The 18,121-nt window shown below is 69.7% G+C and carries 18 protein-coding genes; 13 read left to right on the forward strand and 5 right to left on the reverse strand.

From position 1 onward, the window contains the following. Positions 1-35: 35 nt before the first annotated feature. The 9 genes from G6N31_RS01415 (at position 36) to G6N31_RS01455 (ending at position 9,612) form a co-directional block, all read left to right on the forward strand. Positions 36-1,298, forward strand: coding sequence for a bifunctional glycosyltransferase family 2/GtrA family protein (locus tag G6N31_RS01415; RefSeq protein WP_098004805.1), 1,263 nt, complete (start codon positions 36-38; stop codon positions 1,296-1,298). Continuing rightward, complete coding sequence (locus G6N31_RS01420) at positions 1,295-3,262, forward strand: glycosyltransferase family 39 protein (protein ID WP_098004766.1); 1,968 nt, start codon at positions 1,295-1,297, stop codon at positions 3,260-3,262. The genes G6N31_RS01415 and G6N31_RS01420 overlap by 4 nt, the downstream gene beginning before the upstream one ends. A gap of 31 nt (positions 3,263-3,293) precedes the next feature. Beyond that, complete coding sequence (locus tag G6N31_RS01425; RefSeq protein WP_098004765.1) at positions 3,294-3,785, forward strand: beta-class carbonic anhydrase; 492 nt, start codon at positions 3,294-3,296, stop codon at positions 3,783-3,785. A gap of 98 nt (positions 3,786-3,883) precedes the next feature. Continuing rightward, complete coding sequence (gene cysD, locus G6N31_RS01430; RefSeq protein WP_098004764.1) at positions 3,884-4,819, forward strand: sulfate adenylyltransferase subunit CysD; 936 nt, start codon at positions 3,884-3,886, stop codon at positions 4,817-4,819. An 11-nt stretch (positions 4,820-4,830) separates the two neighbouring features. Next, positions 4,831-6,708, forward strand: a complete 1,878-nt coding sequence (cysC, locus tag G6N31_RS01435) for a sulfate adenylyltransferase subunit CysN (RefSeq protein WP_098004804.1) — start codon at positions 4,831-4,833, stop codon at positions 6,706-6,708. Beyond that, positions 6,705-7,436, forward strand: coding sequence for a 3'(2'),5'-bisphosphate nucleotidase CysQ (locus G6N31_RS01440; RefSeq protein WP_098004763.1), 732 nt, complete (start codon positions 6,705-6,707; stop codon positions 7,434-7,436). The genes cysC and G6N31_RS01440 overlap by 4 nt, the downstream gene beginning before the upstream one ends. Before the next feature lie 43 nt (positions 7,437-7,479). Further along, complete coding sequence (locus tag G6N31_RS01445) at positions 7,480-8,085, forward strand: hypothetical protein (protein ID WP_098004762.1); 606 nt, start codon at positions 7,480-7,482, stop codon at positions 8,083-8,085. Positions 8,086-8,129: 44 nt separating this feature from the next. Next, positions 8,130-8,597: an Rrf2 family transcriptional regulator gene (locus tag G6N31_RS01450; protein ID WP_098004761.1), complete on the forward strand. Its 468-nt coding sequence runs from the start codon at positions 8,130-8,132 to the stop codon at positions 8,595-8,597. A gap of 1 nt (position 8,598) precedes the next feature. After that, on the forward strand, positions 8,599-9,612 hold the full coding sequence (locus tag G6N31_RS01455) for a nitronate monooxygenase (RefSeq protein WP_098004760.1): 1,014 nt from the start codon (positions 8,599-8,601) through the stop codon (positions 9,610-9,612). Between the two features lie 18 nt (positions 9,613-9,630). Here the strand turns inward: G6N31_RS01455 and G6N31_RS01460 are convergent, their stop codons facing one another. The 3 genes from G6N31_RS01460 to G6N31_RS01470 are packed head-to-tail and all read right to left on the reverse strand — an operon-like array spanning position 9,631 to position 12,486. Beyond that, positions 9,631-10,515: a hypothetical protein gene (locus G6N31_RS01460; RefSeq protein ID WP_098004759.1), complete on the reverse strand. Its 885-nt coding sequence runs from the start codon at positions 10,513-10,515 to the stop codon at positions 9,631-9,633. 19 nt (positions 10,516-10,534) lie between these two features. Beyond that, positions 10,535-11,179 carry a response regulator transcription factor gene (locus tag G6N31_RS01465; protein WP_098004758.1) on the reverse strand — a complete coding sequence of 215 codons (645 nt, stop codon included), beginning with the start codon at positions 11,177-11,179 and terminating at the stop codon, positions 10,535-10,537. Next, a complete protein-coding gene (locus tag G6N31_RS01470) occupies positions 11,167-12,486 on the reverse strand; it encodes a sensor histidine kinase (RefSeq protein ID WP_098004757.1) in 1,320 nt (439 codons plus the stop codon). Before G6N31_RS01470 ends, G6N31_RS01465 begins: the two co-directional genes overlap by 13 nt. Positions 12,487-12,587: 101 nt before the next feature. On the opposite strand from G6N31_RS01470, the gene G6N31_RS01475 reads away from it, so the two are divergent. From G6N31_RS01475 to G6N31_RS01490, 4 genes are read left to right on the forward strand one after another with little or no spacing between them, the layout of a single operon-like run. Continuing rightward, positions 12,588-13,709 (forward strand): TDT family transporter, encoded by a 1,122-nt coding sequence (locus G6N31_RS01475; protein ID WP_098004756.1) that lies wholly within the window; start codon positions 12,588-12,590, stop codon positions 13,707-13,709. A gap of 43 nt (positions 13,710-13,752) precedes the next feature. Next, positions 13,753-14,640, forward strand: coding sequence for an LLM class flavin-dependent oxidoreductase (locus G6N31_RS01480; protein WP_098004755.1), 888 nt, complete (start codon positions 13,753-13,755; stop codon positions 14,638-14,640). A gap of 49 nt (positions 14,641-14,689) precedes the next feature. Beyond that, positions 14,690-15,982 carry a threonine/serine exporter family protein gene (locus G6N31_RS01485; protein WP_098004754.1) on the forward strand — a complete coding sequence of 431 codons (1,293 nt, stop codon included), beginning with the start codon at positions 14,690-14,692 and terminating at the stop codon, positions 15,980-15,982. Between the two features lie 19 nt (positions 15,983-16,001). Next, complete coding sequence (locus G6N31_RS01490) at positions 16,002-16,676, forward strand: DUF899 domain-containing protein (RefSeq protein WP_098004753.1); 675 nt, start codon at positions 16,002-16,004, stop codon at positions 16,674-16,676. Between the two features lie 19 nt (positions 16,677-16,695). Here G6N31_RS01490 and G6N31_RS01495 read toward each other — a convergent pair whose 3' ends face one another. Together G6N31_RS01495 and G6N31_RS01500 are read right to left on the reverse strand one after the other, a co-directional pair. Then, positions 16,696-16,920, reverse strand: coding sequence for a hypothetical protein (locus tag G6N31_RS01495; RefSeq protein WP_098004752.1), 225 nt, complete (start codon positions 16,918-16,920; stop codon positions 16,696-16,698). A gap of 84 nt (positions 16,921-17,004) precedes the next feature. Next, a complete protein-coding gene (locus G6N31_RS01500; RefSeq protein WP_098004751.1) occupies positions 17,005-18,111 on the reverse strand; it encodes an acyl-CoA dehydrogenase family protein in 1,107 nt (368 codons plus the stop codon). Positions 18,112-18,121 lie beyond the last annotated feature (10 nt).

An 18,121-nucleotide genomic window follows, 5' to 3' on the forward strand; every position in this document is an offset into this window, starting at 1 on the left:
CGAGCAGCACACGTAGGACCCGCATGGTGGAAGCCATGGCAGACACCGCCCTTGCGCCGCAGCGTCGTACGTTCGGAGTCCGGCCCGCGGTGTCGGCGAGCCCGACCGGTGCGCCGGTGCTCGACGTCGTGGTGCCCGTCCACAACGAACAGGCCGCCCTAGCCGACTCGGTGCACCGCCTGCACCGCTACCTGACCGAGTCGGTACCGTTCCCCACCCGCATCACGATCGCGGACAACGCCAGCGACGACGATACTCCGCGCATCGCTGCCGACTTGTCCGCCGGGTTGCCGAACGTGCGGGTGATGCGGCTGGCGGAGAAAGGGCGCGGACGTGCGTTGCAGCGGGCGTGGACGGAATCGGATGCAGCCGTGCTGGTGTACATGGACGTCGATCTGTCGACCGACCTGGCCGCGTTCGCGCCGCTGGTCGCGCCGTTGATCTCGGGTCACTCCGACCTTGCGATCGGCACCCGGCTGGCCCGCGGCGCCCGGGTGCGTCGCGGACCGAAGCGCGAGATCATCTCGCGCGGCTACAACCTGGTCCTCAAATCCACGCTCTCAACCCGCTTTTCGGATGCGCAGTGCGGGTTCAAGGCGATTCGTGCCGATGTCGCGGCCGAACTGCTGCCGCATGTCGAGGACACCGGGTGGTTCTTCGACACCGAACTGCTGGTCCTGGCCGAGCGTAGTGGACTGCGCATCCACGAGGTGCCGGTCGACTGGATCGACGACCCCGACAGCCGCGTCGACATCGTCGCAACCGCCGCCGCGGACCTGCGAGGTGTCGGGCGCCTGATGCGTGGCTTGGCCTGCGGCGCCATCCCGGTCCACACCATCGCCGCGCAACTGGGCAACTCGCCGGCGGCCGCCGCGCCCGGATCGCTGCTGCGGCAGGCGGTGCGGTTCAGCACGGTCGGCGCCGCGTCCACCGCCGCGTACATCGCGTTATTCATGCTGCTGCAGGGCTTGGCCGGAGCGCAGCTGGCCAACCTGGCCGCACTGCTGCTGACCGCGGTCGGCAACACCGCGGCCAACCGACGCTTCACCTTCTGTATCGACGGCCGTGCACGGCTGGCTCGTAACCACATCGAAGGCCTGATCGTGTTCGGTATCGCACTGGCCGTCACCAGTACAGCACTCGCGTTACTGCACGCCACCGCGGAAACACCGCACCGCACAATCGAATTGGCGGTACTTGTGATGGCCAACCTGGTCGCCACGGTCCTGCGCTTCATGCTGCTGCGCGGCTGGGTGTTCCATCCCCGTCGCACGACCACCGGAGGTACTTTCTCATGACCCTCTCCACCGCGCCGGTGGCACCCGTCACCGCGGCAACCGCACCGCCACGACCGCGCTGGGTCCGTCCCGCCCTGGCGGCGCTACTGGCGGCCACCGCGGTGCTGTATCTCTGGGGGCTGGGCACATCGGGTTGGGCCAACCAGTACTACGCGGCCGCGGCGCAGGCGGGTACCCAAAACTGGACGGCGTGGCTGTTCGGATCGCTGGATGCCGGCAACGCGATCACCGTCGACAAACCCCCCGCCGCATTGTGGGTGATGGCGTTGTCCGGCAGGTTGTTCGGCTTCAGCCCGTTCACGATGCTGCTGCCGCAGGCGTTGATGGGGATGGCCTCGATCGCGGTGCTGTTCGCGACGGTGCGCCGCGTCAGCGGACCGGGCGCCGGCTTGCTGGCCGCTCTCGTCCTGGCCGTCACGCCGGTGGCGGCGTCGATGTTCCGGTACAACAACCCCGACGCCCTGCTGGTGCTGCTGCTCGTGGTTGCCGCCTACCTGATGGTGCGGGCGATCGACGACGGCCGTACCCGGTGGGTGGTCCTGGTCGGCGTGGTGCTCGGTTTGGCGTTCCTGACCAAGATGCTGCAGGCGTTTCTCGTGGTGCCGGGGCTGGCGTCGGCTTATCTGGTGGCCGCGCCGGTGGGGGTCTGCGAGCGGGTGCGCAGATTGGTGGCGGGGGCCGCCGCGATGATCGCGACGGCGGGTTCGTTCCTGGCTCTGGTCAGTGTGTGGCCGGCGGATTCGCGACCGTACATCGGCGGCTCCACCGACAACACCCTGCTCGAGCTGGCACTGGGTTACAACGGAATTCAGCGGATGACCGGTGGTGCCGCCATGCCTGGCGGCGCCCCCGGTGGCCCGCCGGGAGGTGCCGGCGGCCCCGCCGGTCCCGGCGGGGGAGTCAACCTGTTCTTCGGCGGCGAGCCCGGTCTCGGCAGGTTGTTCGGTGCGTCGATGGGCGCCGAGGCGTCGTGGTTGTTGCCGGCCGCGTTAATCGGCCTGCTGGCGGGACTGTGGTTCACCCGCCGTACCGCCCGCACCGGTGCCGTCCGTGCGAGCCTGCTGCTGTGGGGTGGCTGGGTACTGGTCACCGGTGCCGTGTTCAGCTTCATGGACGGCGTCATCCACCCGTACTACACGGTGGCGCTGGCGCCGGGTATCGCCGCGCTGGTGGGCATCTCCACGTCCGAATTGTGGCGTCTCCGAGCGGCTGTGGTGCCGCGTGCGGTGCTGGCGGTGATGTCGGCGACGACGGGCGTGTGGGCCTTCGTCCTGCTCGACCGCACCCCGGACTGGCAGCCGTGGTTGCGGTGGGCGGTCCTGGTGGGTTCGGTGGTCGTCGCGATGGTCGTCGCGGTCGGTGCGCACCGGCTGCGCAAGGCCACCGCGGTGGTGGTGGCCGCAGCGGTGGTGCTCGGCGCGGCCGCGCCCGCAGCCTATGCCATCGAGACGGCCACCAATGGGTCGACCGGTCCGGGGATGATGTCCGGACCTTCGCGGGGCCAAGGCTCGGTCGGCCCCGGTGGCCCGGGTAGCCCGGGCGGCCCCGGTGGCCCGGGTAGCCCGGGCGGCCCTGACGGAGCCGACCGTACCGGCCGGGCCGTCTCCGGCAATGTCGCACTTCAGGAGCTCGTGATGGCGACCGACAACCGGTGGGCCGCTGCCACCGTCGGTTCCATGCTGGCCGGGGAACTCGAACTGGCCACCGGGGCCTCGGTGATGGCGATCGGCGGGTTCACCGGCGGCGACGATGCGCCGACCCTCGACGAGTTCCAGGGCTATGTCGCGGCGGGCGAGGTGCGATACTTCGTCGCCGGCGGGCCCGGCGATCCACGCCGAGGGACCGGCGCCGCGGCCCAGATCGACGCGTGGGTGCGGCAAAATTTCCCGCCGACCGATGTGGGTGGGGTGATGGTCTTCGACCTGCAGCACGGCCATTCCGTTCCCGATGATGCGCACCCGTGACATCGAAGCGGCGCGCTGCTAGCTTCGCGCCATGTCGGTCACAGACGAGTACCTGAAGAACAACGAGGAGTACGCCAAGACGTTCTCCGGTCCGCTACCGTTGCCACCCAGCAAGCACGTGGCCGTCGTCGCCTGTATGGACGCCCGGCTCGATGTCTACCGGGCCCTCGGTCTGCAGGAGGGCGAGGCCCACGTCATCCGCAACGCGGGGGGCGTCGTCACCGACGACGAGATCCGCTCGCTGGCCATCAGTCAGCGACTGCTGGGCACCAAGGAGATCATCCTGATCCACCACACCGACTGCGGCATGCTGACCTTCACCGACGACGGTTTCAAGCAGCAGATCCAGGACGAGGTCGGCATCAAACCCGAGTGGGCTGCCGAGGCGTTCATCGACGTCGAGGAGGATGTGCGCCAGTCGTTGCGGCGCATCGAGGCCAGCCCGTTCGTCACCAAGCACGAGTCGCTGCGCGGCTTCGTGTTCGACGTCAAGACCGGTCGCCTGACCGAGGTCACTCTCTAGCCGCGCGCGGCGGGACTTTGACAGCGCGAAGTCGCGCTGGTTTGATACTGGGTTATACCGATAATGTTGGCTAGATCTACCAACTTAACGAGGAAGTCATGACCCTCTCCACCGCGACGGCCGAAACCATCGCTCCCGGCAGCTACGAGCTGAGCCATCTGCGCGCGCTCGAGGCCGAGGCCATCCACATCATCCGAGAGGTGGCCGCCGAGTTCGAGCGGCCCGTCCTGCTGTTCTCCGGCGGCAAGGACTCGATCGTGATGCTCCATCTGGCCGTCAAGGCATTCGCGCCGGGCCGCCCGCCGTTCCCGGTCATGCACGTCGACACCGGACACAACTTCGACGAGGTGCTCGCCGCCCGCGACGACCTGGTCGCCAGCACCGGGGTGCGCCTGGTGGTGGCCAAGGTGCAGGACGACATCGACGCCGGCCGGGTCGTCGAGAAGGGGCCGTCACGCAACCCGTTGCAGACCGTGACGTTGCTGCGCGCCATCCGGGAGAACAAGTTCGACGCCGCGTTCGGCGGGGCCCGCCGCGACGAGGAGAAAGCCCGGGCCAAGGAGCGGGTATTCAGCTTCCGCGACGAGTTCGGTCAGTGGGACCCCAAGGCCCAGCGCCCCGAGCTGTGGAACCTCTACAACGGCCGCCACCGCAAGGGTGAACACATCCGCGCCTTCCCGCTGTCGAACTGGACCGAGTTCGACATCTGGTCCTACATCGGCGAAGAGAACATCACACTGCCGTCGATCTACTACGCCCATCAGCGCCAGGTGTTCCGCCGGGACGGCATGCTGCTCGCGGTGCACCCGTACCTGCGGCCGCACGACGACGAAGAGGTGTTCGAGACCAGCGTGCGGTTCCGCACGGTCGGTGACGTCACCTGCACCGGCTGCGTGGAGTCCACCGCGGCCACCGTCGAGCAGGTGATCGCCGAGACCGCGGTGTCGCGACTGACCGAGCGCGGCGCCACCCGCGCCGACGACCGGATCTCCGAGGCCGGCATGGAAGACCGTAAGCGGGAGGGCTACTTCTGATGCTGACTGACATGCCCATCGACGTGGCGAGCCCCGACGCGACGCTGTTGCGTCTGGCCACCGCGGGCTCGGTCGACGACGGCAAGTCCACCTTGATCGGGCGGCTGTTGTTCGACTCCAAGGCCGTGATGGAGGACCAGCTGGCCGCCGTCGAGCGCACCTCCAAGGAGCGCGGGCACGACTACACCGACCTCGCGCTGGTCACCGACGGCCTGCGCGCCGAGCGCGAGCAGGGCATCACCATCGATGTCGCCTACCGGTACTTCGCCACGGCCAAGCGGAAATTCATCATCGCCGACACCCCGGGCCACATCCAGTACACGCGCAACATGGTCACCGGCGCGTCGACGGCGCATCTGGTGATCGTGCTCGTCGACGCCCGCAACGGGCTGCTCGAACAGTCGCGCCGGCACGCGTTTCTGGCGTCGCTGCTCGGCGTGCAGCACGTGGTGCTGGCGGTCAACAAGATGGACCTGATCGACTGGGACCGGGACCGGTTCGAGGCCATCCGCGACGAGTTCCACGCTTTCGCCACCCGCCTGGACATCCACGACGTCACCACGATTCCGCTCTCGGCGCTGCACGGTGACAATGTCGTCACGCGGTCGGACCGGGCGCCCTGGTATGAGGGGCCCTCGCTGCTCAGCCACCTCGAGGAGGTCTACGTCGCCGGCGACCGCAACCTCGTCGACGTGCGGTTCCCGGTGCAGTACGTGATCCGGCCGCACACCCGCGAGCATCAGGACCACCGCAGCTACGCCGGCACCGTGGCCAGCGGAGTGATGCGCCCCGGCGACGAGGTGGTCGTACTGCCCAGCGGCAAGTCCTCGCGCATCACCTCGATCGACGGTCCGAGCGGTCCGGTCACCGAGGCGTTCCCGCCGATGGCGGTGTCGGTCAGCCTGGCCGACGACATCGACATCTCTCGCGGCGACATGCTGGCGCGGCCGAACAACTCGCCGCGCGTGGCGCAGGATTTCGATGCCACCGTGTGCTGGATGTCCGACGACGGCTCGCTGGAGCCGGGTCGTGACTACCTGATCAAGCACACCACCCGCACCACCCGGGTGCGGGTGACCGGGCTGGACTACCGCCTCGACGTCAACACGCTGCACCGGGACAAGTCGGCGACCGCCCTCAAACTCAATGAGCTGGGCCGCATTTCGCTGCGTTCGCAGGTGCCGTTGCTGCTCGACGAGTACTCCCGCAACCCGGCGACGGGCTCGTTCATCCTGATCGACCCCAACACCAACGGCACCGTCGCGGCCGGAATGGTGCTGCGCGACAGCTCGGCGCGCGAGGCCAGCCCGAACACGGTGCGTCACCAGTCGCTGTGCACCGCCGAGGACCGGTTGACCCGGGGGCGCACCGTGTGGTTCACCGGACTGTCCGGTTCGGGCAAGTCGTCGGTGGCCATGCTCGTCGAGCAGAAGCTGCTCGAAAAGGGTATCCCGGCTTACGTTCTCGACGGCGACAACCTGCGCCACGGTCTCAACGCCGACCTCGGGTTCTCGATGGCCGACCGCTCCGAGAACCTGCGCCGGCTGGCCCACGTTGCCGCGATCCTGGCCGATGCCGGCCAGGTGGTCCTGGTGCCGGCCATCAGCCCGCTCGCCGAGCATCGCGAACTGGCTCGGACCGTGACCACCGACGCCGGTCTGGACTTCTTCGAGGTGTTCTGCGACACCCCGCTGGAGGACTGCGAACGCCGCGATCCCAAGGGGCTCTACGCCAAGGCACGCGCCGGCGAGATCACTCACTTCACCGGCATCGACAGCCCGTATCAGCGGCCCAGGAACCCGGACCTGCGGTTGACGCCCGAGCAGACCCCGGATGCGCACGCCGAGGCGGTCATCGAGTTGTTGGAGCGCGGGGCGAACCCGGCGTGAACGATCACGAACTGGCGGCCCGGCTGGCCACCGAGGCCGGCGAGCTGCTGCTCGCGGTACGCGGAGAACTGGCCCACGCCGAGCCGCAGGAACGGAAAGACGAGGGGGACAGGCGCTCTCACGACTTCCTGATGGAAGCACTGTCCGCCCGGCGTCCCGCCGACGCAGTGCTGTCCGAAGAAGGGGTGGACGACCCGGTGCGCCTGGCCGCCGAGCGGGTCTGGATCGTCGACCCGCTCGACGGCACCCGCGAATTCTCCGAGCTCGGCCGGTCGGACTGGGCGGTGCACGTGGCGCTGTGGCAGGCCGGGGAACTGGTCGCCGGGGCGGTGGCGCTGCCCGCGCAGGGCGTCACGCTGGCCACCCCGACGGTGGCGGCGCCGCCGGTGGCCCCCGAGTCGCCGCGGATCGTCGTGTCGCGCACCCGGCCACCGGCGATCGCGCTGCAGGTGCGCGACGCACTGGGCGGCACCCTCGTCGAAATGGGTTCGGCGGGGGCCAAAGTCGCATCGGTGGTACAGGGTCGCTCCGATGTCTACGTGCACGCCGGGGGGCAGTACGAATGGGATTCCGCGGCACCGGTCGCGGTCGCCCGGGCCGCGGGTCTGCACACGTCGCGCATCGACGGGTCGCCGCTGGTGTACAACCAGCGCGACTCGCTGCTGCCGGACCTGATCGTGTGCCGACCTGAGCTGGCCGAGGCTGTCCTGGCCGTCACCGCGCGCTGACCGCCGGCCGCGCCGGCGCCGCTGCGGCGCGTAGGCTGCGGGAGTGTTGCGCTCCATCGTCACCGCCGCGCTGGCGGCGCTGACCCTGGCCGGCTGCGGGTCCGAGATGATCAACACGCCGGAGGCGTCGCTGCCCGCGGTGAGCGCCGACGAACAGCAGATCCGGGACCTCGTGCACACCCAGACCCGGGCCTTCACCGAGGGCAACTGGCCGGTGCTGGCCGACCTGACGTGCGCGCAGTTCCGCGACAAGGCCGGAGATCCCGCCAGTTACCTGGTGCCGCCGATGACGGCTTTCGGCACCCGGGAGCAGATGGCCTCGCTGACCATCGCCCAGGTGTCGGAGGGATTGACCCGCCAGTTCGGCACCGGCGCACCGAGAGACACGCTGGACCGGGTGTCCCAGGCGCTCGTGGCCTACGACGAGCCGGCCTACGAGGCGGGCATGCTGGACCTGATCAGGCAGTCGGCCACCCTGACCGTCGACAAGGTGGAGAACATCACCGTCACCGGTGACACCGCGACCGCCGACGTCACGACCACCCGCCGCCTGGGACAGGCTGCGCCGGACACCAGGACCGACACCACACCGTTCGTCCGCGAAGACGGGCGCTGGCTGGACTGCACCGACCTGTCCGGGGCGTCCTGACGCCGCTGGACCGCTCCCCGGCCGCCGTTGGCTAGCCTGACCCCATGCGGATGTCGGCCAAGGCGGAGTACGCCGTGCGGGCGATGGTCCAGCTCGCGACTGTCGAGGACGGCACGCTGGTCAAGACCGAGGACCTGGCCAACGCGCAGAGCATCCCCGCCCAGTTCCTGGTCGACATCTTGTCCGACCTGCGCACCGATCGGTTGGTGCGCAGCCACCGCGGTCGCGACGGCGGCTACGAACTGGCCCGCCCGGCCGCCGACATCAGCCTCGCCGACGTGCTGCGCTGCATCGACGGGCCGTTGGCCAGCGTGCGTGACATCGGACTCGGCGACCTGCCCTACTCCGGTCCGACCGCGGCGCTGACCGACGTCTGGCGGGCGTTGCGGGCGAGTATGCGTTCGGTGCTCGAGCAGACCAGCCTCGCCGACGTGGCGTCAGGGGCGCTGCCCGAGCACGTCGGCGCACTGGCCGACGACTACCGCCGCCAGCAGCAGGCGCGGGGCCAATAGCATGGCCTTCGACTTTCGTGACCTGGCCGCCCCGATCGTCGTGGCCCCGATGGCCGGCGGGCCTTCGACGCCGGAGCTGGCCGCCGCCGGCACCGACGCGGGAGGACTCGGGTTCGTCCCCGCCGGCTATCTGACCGCCCCGGCGTTCGCGCAGCGGCTCGAGGCCGCCCGAGGGCTGACCTCCGGCCCGATCGGTGCGAATCTGTTCGTGCCCAAACCCAGCGGCGCCGCCGCGGCCGACGTCGACGCCTACGCCGCCCGACTGGCCGGTGAGGCCCGACGCTACGGGACCGAACTCGGGGAGCCCCGGTACTTCGACGAAGACTGGTCGGCCAAGCTCGACGTGCTGCTCGAGATCCGGCCCGCGGTGGTGTCGTTCACGTTCGGTCTGCCCAGCGTGGCGGAGCGGCGTCGACTCAGCGATGCCGGGATCACCACCGTGGCCACCGTGACGACGCTGGCCGAGGCGCGCCAGGCCGCCGATTGCGGTGTGGATGTTCTTGCTGCGCAAGGCCCGTCGGCGGGTGGGCACCGCGGTACCTTCGACGCCGCCGCCGAGCCGGCCGGCCAGCCGCTCGAGGAGCTGGTCTCGGCGCTCACCTCCCAGGTCGGGCTGCCCGTGGTGGCGGCCGGCGGGCTGATGACCGCCGGCGACGTCGCGCGGGTCCGCGCGGCCGGCGCGGTCGCGGCGCAGCTGGGCACCGCGTTCCTGTGCAGCGACGAAGCCGGCAGTACGCCGGTGCACCGCGCCGCGCTGCAGGGCGGTCGTTTCACCGAAACCGTGGTGACCAAGGCTTTTTCCGGCCGTTACGCCCGGGGCCTGCGCAACCGGTTCATCGACGAGTACGAAACTCATGCGCCGCTGGCCTATCCGGAGCTGCACTACCTGACCGGGCCGCTGCGGGCGGCCGCGGCGCGGGCCGGTGATCCCGATGCGGTCAACATCTGGGCCGGAACAGGCTTCGCGCAGATCCGCACCGGACCGGTGCACGCGATCATGGCGCTGTTGCACTAGGCCGCGTCGTCGACGGTGTCAGTTTCTGTCGTCGACGACGACGTCGCCGGTGTCCGACCGCGCGGTGATCACCGCCGTGGCCTCACCGGCGTCACGGGTCTGCGGCACCTTGACCACGGTGGCGCCGCGCTCGTCGCCGGTGGTGGCGTTGACGAGGAAGGGCCCGGGCAGCGGGACCGTCAGATCGATGTCCCCGGTGCGGGTTTCGACATCGACGGTCTCCGGCACGTCGGTGAACTCGACGTCGATGTCACCGGTGGCGGTGGCCGCGCGGAACGACTCGGTCACCGAGATGGGCCGACGGCTGACCACCTCGCCGTTGTCGTTGTCGATGTCGATGCGGCGCGCCGACCCGCCGAGCACCACCGCGCCCTCTCGTACATGCGCCGTCAACTGGTCGAGGTCGGCGTCAGCGAACACCGCGCCCATCTCCTGGCGGACGGTGACGGTCAACCGGCGGGCCATCTCGTCGGGCACGACGATCGTGATCTCACCCGCTCTGGCCCGGCGCAGGAGTTCCGACGAGACGGGGTCGACGCTGACCCGGGCGCTGGTGCCGTCGGCGCTGACGCTGAGCGGGCGCGCGTCCGAGCGGGAGGAGTCGATCATGCGCATGTCCACCCGCGGTTCGTCGACCGATCGGTCCGACCGGATCCGCACTGCCGCCGGTGCCGAGTCGATGTCGATCTCCAACGTCCGCAACGTGTCCGGCAGCGCCGAGGACTCCGCGACCACCCGGAAGCGGCTGATTCCGAAGGCGACCCCCGCGAGTGCGACGAGCACACCGACCAGTAGCACTGCCGCGGCGACGACCAGGCCGACACGCACCGTGGTGCGTGCCCCGGAGGACAGTTCGGGCGGTGGCGACGCCGGTGGGGGGGAGGTGGTGATGGTGTTCGTCACGGACAGTCCTTTCAGCGCTTCACGATTCGAGGTAGCGCAGTACCGCCAGCACGCGGCGGTTCTCGCTGTCATCGGGAACCAGGTCGAACTTGGCGAAGATCGATGCGATGTGCTTCTCGGCGGAACCGACGGACATGTGCAGTTCCTGGGCGATCGCCGAGTTGGTCTTGCCCTCGGCCATCAGCTGCAGCACGTCGTGTTCACGCGGGGTCAGCGCGTCGAGAGCCGCCCGGCTGCGCGACCGGACCAGGATCTGTGACACCACCTCGGGGTCGAGCACGGTACCTCCGGACCCGACCGTGCCCACCGCGTCGAGAAACGCCGGCACGTCGGCGACACGGTCCTTGAGTAGATAGCCGAAACCGCGGGTGTCCGAGGCGATCAGGTCGACGGCGTACCGTTCCTCGACGTAGTGGGACAACACCAGCACCGGCGACTCCGGGTTCTGGCTGCGCAGCAGCGCCGCGGCGCGGATCCCTTCGTCGGTGAACGTCGGCGGCATCCGCACATCGACGATCACCAGGTCGGGCCGTTCCTCGTTGACCAGCCGGAGCAGGTCGGTGGCGTCGGACACGCCGGCGACCACCTGGTGGCCCGCGTCGGTCAGGATGCGCTCGAGGCCTGCCCGCAACAGCGCCGAGTCCTCGGCGATCACGATGCGCATGGCAACACCGCGGTGATGATCGTGGGACCGGTGACTGGACTGGAGACCGTGAAGGTACCCCGGGCGGCGCGCACCCGTTCGTCGAGTCCGCGCAGCCCGGTGGCGTCCGGACCATCACCGATCTGCGCACCGCCCCTGCCGTCGTCGAACACCGTGACGTGCAACTGATCCGCGGCGTCGTCGAGACGCACGGTGACCGCGGCCTGCGTCGCCCCGGAGTGGCGGGTGATGTTGGTCAGCGCCTCGGCGACGACGAAATAGGCGCAGGCTTCGATCTCCTCGGGGAGCCGGCGCGGCAGGTGCACACTCAACGTCGTGGGCACCCCGGCGTTGGTGGCCCGCTGCGCCACCGCCGACAGCGCGGCGTCCAGGCCGCGGTCGGACAAGATCGTCGGCGCGATGCCACGCACCACGTTGCGCAGTTCCACCAGCGCGCTCTTGGCGTCCTCGTGGGCCTCGGCGATCAGCTCCTTGGCCGCGGGCAGGTCGGTGTCGAGTTTGGTCCGGGCCAGCCCGATCGTCATCGCCAACGACACCAGCCGGGGCTGGACACCGTCGTGCAGATCCCGCTCGATGCGATGCCGCTCGGTCTGCGCGGAGGTCACCGCGCCGGCGCGCGCGTCCGCCAGCGCACTGACCTGGTACTGCAACGCCGCCGTCGGCGACGGGGTCAGCAGCCAGCGGTCGATCCGCGCGTCCAGCACCGGGCCGAACACCAGCAGCGCCGCGGCCGCGGCGAACGCGACCAGTGCCAGCAGCAGAGCAACCGGAGTGGGCAGAAACGACAGCCCGGCCGCGTCGTCGCTGTTGCCGATCGCCATGGCCGCGGCGGGGGCGACGAACGCGAACGTCAGCAACAGGATCGCCAGCGCGGTGACCGCGATGTCGTAGAGCATGCGCAGATAGTGGTGCGAGGCAGCCTTCCAGAAGCGGGCGCTGCTGACGTCGAGCCAGAGCTGGTGCGCCCAGCCCTGGAACCCGGTGTAGTGGGAGAGCCGTCGGGGTGGCACTCCCAGCGCCATGCCGAACACCGCTTCGCTGCGCACCCGTTCGACGCGGTCGACACCGCGGATCACGTACACGAAAACGACTGAGGCGAGGACGAATCCGACAACACTGGGGATCGACGAGACACCGACGATCAGCAATCCCAAAGGAATCCAGAACCACACCGATCCGACCGCGCCTCCGACGAGCATCGACGCGGTGGGCACCACACCGATCGGTCGCGGACGTGCGGTCGGGGCGGACGGTGCGACGCCCGCGGTGGTCTCGGGGTCGACATCGAGGTCGGATACTGCGGCCATGACCCCAACCTAAGGATGCGCGCGCCCCACCGACACTGTGTTTCCCGGACAGTCCGCTGGGGGTTTACCCCCGGGCGCTGCCTACTGGAGATACTGACCGGATGACCGGTGACAGGCCGACGGTCCTCGGCTATCTGGGACCCAACTGGTTCGCCTCGGTGATGGGCACCGGCATCGTGGCCACCGCGGGCGCGTCACTGCCGGTGCAGGTGCCGGGTCTGCGCGGGTTCGCGGCGGGCGTGTGGGCCGTCTCGGCGCTGTGGCTGGTGGTCCTCGTCGTCGCGATGATCGCGCACTGGGTGCGCAGCCCGACCGTGGCCCGCAGCCACGTCCGCAACCCGCAGATGGCGCATTTCTACGGTGCGGCCCCGATGGCGCTGCTGACCGTGGCCGCGGGGGCGCTGCTGGTCGGACACGACCTGGTCGGCAGCCGTTTCGCGGTCGCCCTGGCGTGGTGGCTGTGGGCAGCCGGCACCGCCGGTGGACTGTTCACCGCGATGAGCATTCCGCACCTGATGTTCACCCAGTACCGGGTCGAGCCCGACGCCGCGTTCGGCGGCTGGCTGATGCCGGTCGTGCCGCCGATGGTGTCGGCCGCCACCGGGGCGATGCTCATTCCCCACCTGCCCGAGGGGACCGGCCGCGCGACGATGCTCTACGGCTGTCTGGCCATGTTCGGGTTGTCGCTGATCGCGTCGCTGATCATCATCACCATGGTGTGGAGCCGGCTGGCCCACTACGGAACCTCGGGAACGGCCCGGGTGCCGACCCTGTGGATCGTGCTGGGGCCGCTCGGGCAATCCATCACCGTCACCGGGCTCCTGGCTGCCGACGCGCCGTTGGCGGTGGACCGGCAGATCGCCGACGGCATGGCGGTGTTCGCGGTCCTCTACGGGGTCCCGGTGTGGGGTTTCGCGGTGCTGTGGATCGCGTTGGCGACGTCGCTGACGGCGCGCACCCTGCGCCGCGGTATGCCGTTCGCGCTGACCTGGTGGAGCCTGACCTTCCCGGTCGGCACCTTCGTCACCGGAACCACACAGCTGGCGTTGCACACCGGGCTGCCGGCGTTTCGGGTCGCGGCCGCGATCGCCTACGTCGGGCTGCTGGCCACCTGGCTGCTGGTCGCGGTCCGCACATTCGGCGGCGGGTTGCGCGGTGCCCTGTTCGCGCCGCCGGCGGCCGAACCCATCCGCGCCTACAAAGACCCGCCGCGCGACGCGTGACCGCCGCGTCGCCCGTGTCAGAATCGCCGACGTGAAAGTCGGAATGACGATGCCGGTGATGGAGCCCGACCTGGACCGCGCCACGCTCAAGGCCTGGGCGCGCGTCGTCGATGAGGGGCCGTTCTCGTCGCTGTGCTGGGGCGAGCGCATCGCCTTCGACAATCCGGAGGCATTGACGTTGCTCGGGGCGCTCGCGGCCTTGACCGACCGGGTGCGGTTGGTGACCACCGTGGTGATCCCGCAACTGCACGACCCGGTTCTGCTGGCGAAGCAGCTGGCCACCGGCGACGTCCTCAGCGGGGGACGGCTGACGGTGGGCCTCGGCGTCGGCGGCCGCCACGAGGACTACCGGTCGGTCGGCGCCGACCCGGCCACCCAGACCATGCGCCAGATGGGCGACCGGGTCGCGGTGATGAAGCGCGTGTGGGCGGGGGAGAAGGTCACTGACGCGACGCTGCCGGTGGGGCCGCCGCCGGTGCAGGCCGGGGGCCCACAGCTGCTGGTCGGCACGATGGGTCCGAAGACGGTGCGCAGTGCGGCCGTCTGGGCCGACGGGCTGGCCGGGACCACCCTCGATCTCGACGTCACCAAGCAGGACGAGCTGTTCGACGTCGCGCGCGACGCATGGCGCGCTCAAGGCCGCGGCGCACCGCATCTGGCGACCTCGTTCTGGTTCGCTATCGGCGACGGTGACGACCCCCGCGAACAGGTGCACCGCCACCTGTTGCGCTACATGAACTGGATCCCCGCCGAGATCGTCGACGCGATGGCGCCCGGTACCGGCTGGGCCGGTACCCCCGACGAGTTGCGGGCGGTGCTGGAAAAGTTCGCCGCCATCGGCACCGACGAGATCCACCTCATCCCGACCAGTTCGGATCTCGATCAGGTGCGCCGCGTCGCCGAGGTCGTCGAGGAATTCGAACAGCCTTAAGGGCGCGGTTCGCGTCCGGGCGCAGACCGTGGGATGACACTCTGCTCAGATGACGATCAGCCGTGAGGGGCGCGCTCAGCGGGTGTGGCGGGCCATCACCAAGCAGACGCCGGCGCCGCTTGCCCCGCCTGACACCCACCCCGTCGACGAGGTCGCCGAGATGCTCCGCGAGATCGGCATCGCCCTGGTGGAGGTTCAGGTTCCCACCGGTGTCGTGGAGTCGCGGTTGACGCGTATCGCCGCGCGCTACACCACCGCGCCGGTCCGGATCGTCGTCCTACCGACGGTGCTGATCGTGCAGGTGGGCAGCACCGGGCACGAGGTCACGGCCTCCACTCACGGCACCACCCAACTCGATCGGGCAGGCAAGGTCGACGTGGTCGCGCGCCTCGCCTCGGCCGGCGCGATCAGTCCACGGGACGCGGTGCGCGACATCACCGAGGCGCGCACCGCCTCCCCGCGGTTCGGTCCGCTCACCCTGCTGTTCGGCTACGTCATCACCACCTTGGGCTTCGGCATCGTCATCAATCCGGCATGGACGGCGTTGTGGGCGTACGTGTTTCTCGGTGCCGTGGTCGGCGTGGTCGTCGTGGTCGCCGGGCGGGTGCCGACCCTGGCGGTGATCATCCCGTCGCTGTCGGCGGCGCTGGTGACGATCCTCGCGATCTGGTTCGTCGCCGACGCGGCCAACGACGAGCTGTTGCGGATCATCGCCCCGGCGTTGGTGGCCACCCTGCCGGGCCTGTCCCTGACCATCGGCGCGATGGAGCTTGCCGACGGGTCGATCATGGCGGGATCGAGTCGGCTGGTGTACGGCGTCGTGCAGCTGATGCTGCTGGCGTTCGGGGTGGCGATCGGCGTGGCCATCGCAGGCACTGCCGGGTCGCCGGCGGTGGCCGACCGGATGGGGCCGGCGTCGTTCTACGCGGCGATCGTCGTCATCGGGATCGGGCTCTACATCTACCTTTCGGCGCCGCGCGGCTCCCTGCTGTGGCTGACCGCCGCCGTGGCCGTGGCATTGATCGGTCAGAAGGTGGGCGGGCTGTTCCTGTCTTCGGCGCACTCCGGGGCGCTGGGCGCGCTACTGGTGTTCCCGTTCACTGTGGTCGCCGCCAAGATGAAGACGGCTCCGCCGATGTTCGTCATGCTTCTGGCGGCGTTCTGGTCGCTGGTACCCGGAGCGCTGGGCTTCGAGTCGATCACCGAAGCGGCCGTGCAGAGGTCACTCGATGCCGGAACCCTGGCCAGTACCTTCTCCGCGGTCTTCTCGATCGCCCTCGGCACGCTGCTGGCCTGGAGCATCTACGACACGGTGCTCGCCCGATCCAGGACGCCGGTCTGAGCGGTGGCAAGCTCGAGGCATGACGAACACCGCCGCCATGCCGCCGGTCGTGTCCCGCGCCGAATGGGAGAAAGCCCGCGCCGACCTGCTGGTCCGGGAAAAAGAGCTGACGAGGCTGAAAGACTCGGTCAGCGCGGCGCGCCGCCGCTTACCGATGGTGCAGATCGACGCCGCATACGCGTTCGACACCGAGTCGGGGCCGCTGTCCTTGCTGGACCTCTTCGACGGCCGTCGCCAACTCATCGTGCAGCACTTCATGTTCGCGCCGGATTGGGACGAGGGGTGTGCGGGCTGTTCGATGATGGCCGATCACATCGGCCCGCTGTCGCACCTGCACGCCAAAGACACGTCCTTCGTGCTGGTCTCGCGGGCGCCGGTCGGGAAGCTGGTGGCATTCAAGGACCGGATGGGATGGGAGCTGCCCTGGGTGTCGTCGGGACGCAGCACCTTCAACGAGGACTTCGGCGCCACCGTCGACGGCGAAGAGCGCCATTCGATCAGCGTCTTCCTGCGCGACGGCGACCGAGTGTTCCACACCTGGCAGACGTTCGGCCGCGGTGAGGAACCGTTCATGCTCGTGTTCGACCTGCTCGACCTGACGCCGTACGGCCGCCAGGAGACCTGGGAGGACTCCCCGCCGGGATGGCCGCAGCAGCCGCCCTATGACTGGATGCGGCTACACGACGCCTACTGAGCGACGTCTCGGCAAGCGGCTACTTCAGCCACTTCCAAGGCTTGTCCCAGTGACCCGGCGGGACACCGACCCACTGGCCGATGTGGCCGGGCGGGACGTTGACGACCTGCCCGATGTGGCCGGGCGGCGGGACAGGGTCCCACCACTTCGGGTCGGCGCCCGCGGTTCCCGTGCCGAACGCCGTGCCCGCTGCGCCGAGGCCGCCCGCGATCGCGGCGGCGGCCAGCATCTTCTTCACCTGCATTCTGCGCTCCTTGCCTGTTCGGATGCCTTCTGCGGTGTACGACAGATCAATCGTAATTATTCCGCGGGGCGGTAACCGAGCAGATCAGACGCTGAGGACCTCGTAGTCGTCCAGAGCGCCGATCAGGGTGTGCAGCTGATCCTGCGATGAGCCCAGGGTGTGCTCGATGGCGGTGAGCCGCGCCGCGTAGTGGCTGACCGGGTACTCGGCCGTCACGCCGATGCCGCCGTGCAGCTGAATGGCCTCCTGGCTGATGTGCCGTCCGGAGCGGCCCGTCTGCAGCTTGGCCCGGGCCGCGATGACGGGGTCGAGGTTGCCGTCGGCGATCGACATCGCCGCGTAGAACGTCATGCTGCGCGCCAGCTCCAGCGAGACATACATGTCGGCAGCGCGCTGAGTGAGGGTCTGGAACTTGCTCAGCGTGACACCGAACTGCTTGCGCTGGGTGAGGTACTCGGTGGTCAGCCGCAGCGACTCCTCCATCGCGCCCAGCGCCTCGGCGCAGACCGCCGACGAGATCCGCACCAGGGCCCGCTCGATGGCCGCCCCGGCGTCCTCGGGCGCACCCAGCGGTTCGGCTGCCGCCGCGTCGAAATCGATCTGCGCCCCGCGCAGACCGTCGAACGTGCGGTAGGGCTGACGGCGGGTCGCCGCCGCGTCGACCAGAAACAGGCCGGTACCGCCGCCGGGCAGCGTTGCGCTCACGACGAGCACGTCGGCGCTGTCCCCGGCCAGGACCGGGTTCTTGGTACCTGTGATCGTCCACGAATCGCCTTGCTGTGCCGCGGTTGTCGACACCGTCGCCGACGGGCCGCGAGTGCCGGGTTCGAAGTGGGCGAACGCCAGCAGGCGCTCACCGGAGGCGACGTCATCGAGGAGGGCGCGTTGGCTGTCGCTGCCCACCTCGGCGATCAGCGACCCCGGCCCGAGCGCGGCATGCACGACCGGCTCGGGTGCCAGCCGGCGACCGATCTCGGTCATCGCGACCAAGATCTCGATCTGGCCGCCCGCGTCTTCCTCGAAACCCAGCCCCAGGATGCCGATCTCGGCCAGCTGGTTCCACACGTCGCGGCTCCAGCCGGTCTCCGAGTCGATCACCTCGAGACGACGCTCAATGGTGTAGGTGCGAGACAGCACGTCGCGCGCAGTGTCGCGGAGCAGGACCTGCTCTTCACTGAGTTGAAAGTCCATGTGTCCTAAA

Origin of the sequence: Mycolicibacterium duvalii (assembly GCF_010726645.1) — a bacterium.
GTDB lineage: Bacteria > Actinomycetota > Actinomycetes > Mycobacteriales > Mycobacteriaceae > Mycobacterium > Mycobacterium duvalii.